The organism is Massilia sp. CT11-108 (genome assembly GCF_047302915.1).
Classification (GTDB): Bacteria; Pseudomonadota; Gammaproteobacteria; order Burkholderiales; family Burkholderiaceae_D; genus Telluria; species Telluria orientalis.
In genome coordinates this window covers 1-1,739 of the sequence record NZ_JBKYMO010000809.1, presented here as the reverse complement: position 1 = coordinate 1,739, position 1,739 = coordinate 1, and the positions used below count along the sequence as shown (strand labels likewise).

General features: G+C 66.9%; 2 protein-coding genes. Both read left to right on the top strand.

What is annotated here, in order from left to right; all coding sequences use genetic code 11:
* The first annotated feature begins 140 nt into the window (after positions 1 to 140).
* A complete protein-coding gene (gene hpnJ, locus ACEN88_RS30950; RefSeq protein WP_413345895.1) occupies positions 141 to 1,574 on the top strand; it encodes a hopanoid biosynthesis associated radical SAM protein HpnJ in 1,434 nt (477 codons plus the stop codon).
* The coding region (locus ACEN88_RS30945) for a ChbG/HpnK family deacetylase (protein WP_413345897.1) at positions 1,571 to 1,739 on the top strand (169 nt) is incomplete at its 3' end. The genes hpnJ and ACEN88_RS30945, both read left to right, overlap by 4 nt.

The following is a 1,739-nucleotide window of genomic DNA, read 5'->3' as shown; positions in this document are numbered from 1 at the left end:
TGGTGGGCTCGGTGTTGTTTATAACACACAGTCTATAGGGGCGGGGCGGCGGGCCCCGGCCGGCCCAGCGGTGTGCCCGCGTCGCATGACCGGCCATCCTGGCGATAGCGATCATGGACACCACCGCGATGCATACCGCAATGCTGAAGACCCTGTTCCTGCAGGCGCCGTCGTTCGACGGTTTCGACGGCGGCGCCGGCTCGCGCTACCAGGCGAAGCGCGAAATCCGCTCGTTCTGGTATCCGACCTGGCTGGCCCAGCCCGCCGCCCTCGTGCCCGGCAGCCGGCTGCTCGACGCGCCCGCGGACGGGCTCTCCGTGGCGCAGACGCTGGACATCGCCCGCGACTACGACCTCGTGATCATCCACACGAGCACACCCTCGTTTCCGGGCGACGTACGCTTCGCCGGGATGCTCAGGGAAACGCATCCCGCGATACGCATCGGCATGGTGGGCGCCAAGGTCGCCGTCGATCCGGGCGGATCGCTGCGGGCGGCCGCTGCCGTCGATTTCGTCGCGCGCGAGGAATTCGACTACACCTGCCGCGACGTCGCCGTCGGCGGGCCGCTCGCGGACATCGACGGCATCAGCTGGCGCGATGCCGGCGGTGCCATCCGGCAGAACCCGCCGCGCGCGATCATCGAAGACATGGACGCGCTGCCGTTCGTCGCGCCCGTCTACCGGCGCGACCTGAACATCCGCAATTACTTTATCGGCTACCTGAACTATCCGTACGTGTCGCTGTACACGGGCCGCGGCTGCCGCTCGCGCTGCACGTTCTGCTTGTGGCCGCAGACCGTCGGCGGCCACCGCTACCGCACCCGGTCGGCGGAAAACGTGCTCGCCGAGGTCCGATGGATCCGCGAGAACATGCCGGAAGTGAAGGAAATCATGTTCGACGACGACACGTTCACCGACGTCCGCCCCCGCGCCGAGGAGATCGCGCGGGGTCTTGGCAAGCTGGGCGTGACATGGTCGTGCAATGCGAAGGCGAACGTGCCCTATTCGACGCTCAAGATCATGAAGGAAAACGGCTTGCGGCTACTGCTCGTGGGCTACGAATCCGGCGACGACCAGATCCTCCTGAACATCAGGAAGGGCTTGCGAACCGACATCGCGCGGCGCTTCGCCGCCGACTGCCGCGCGCTCGGCATCACCGTCCACGGCACGTTCATCCTCGGGCTGCCCGGCGAGACACGGGAGACGATCGCGAAATCGATCGCCTTCGCCAAGGAAATCAACCCGCACACGATCCAGGTCTCGCTGGCGGCGCCGTACCCGGGTACCCGGTTGTACGAACAGGCTCTGGAGAACGACTGGCTACCGGCCCACAAGACCATCCCGCTCGTCGACGGCAGCGGCGTGCAACTGGCCGCGCTCAGCTATCCGCACCTGTCGAGCGACGAGATCTATCACGGCGTGGAACAGTTTTATCGCAGTTTTTATTTCCGGCCTTCGAAGATCTGGGAAATCGTCGGCGAGATGCTGCAGAGCTGGGACATGACCCGGCGCCGCCTGCGCGAAGGCGTCGAATTCTTCCACTTCCTGCGCGCCCACGGCGCGTCCCATTCATGAGCGCGCCGTTTGGACGGGGCCTCATCGTCACGGCCGACGACTTCGGCCTGCACCCGAGCGTGAACGCGGCCGTCGAGCGCGCGCATCGGGAAGGCATCCTGACCGCGGCCAGCCTGATGGTGGGCGCGCCGGCCGCCGAGGATGCGATCGCGCGCGCGCGCGGGT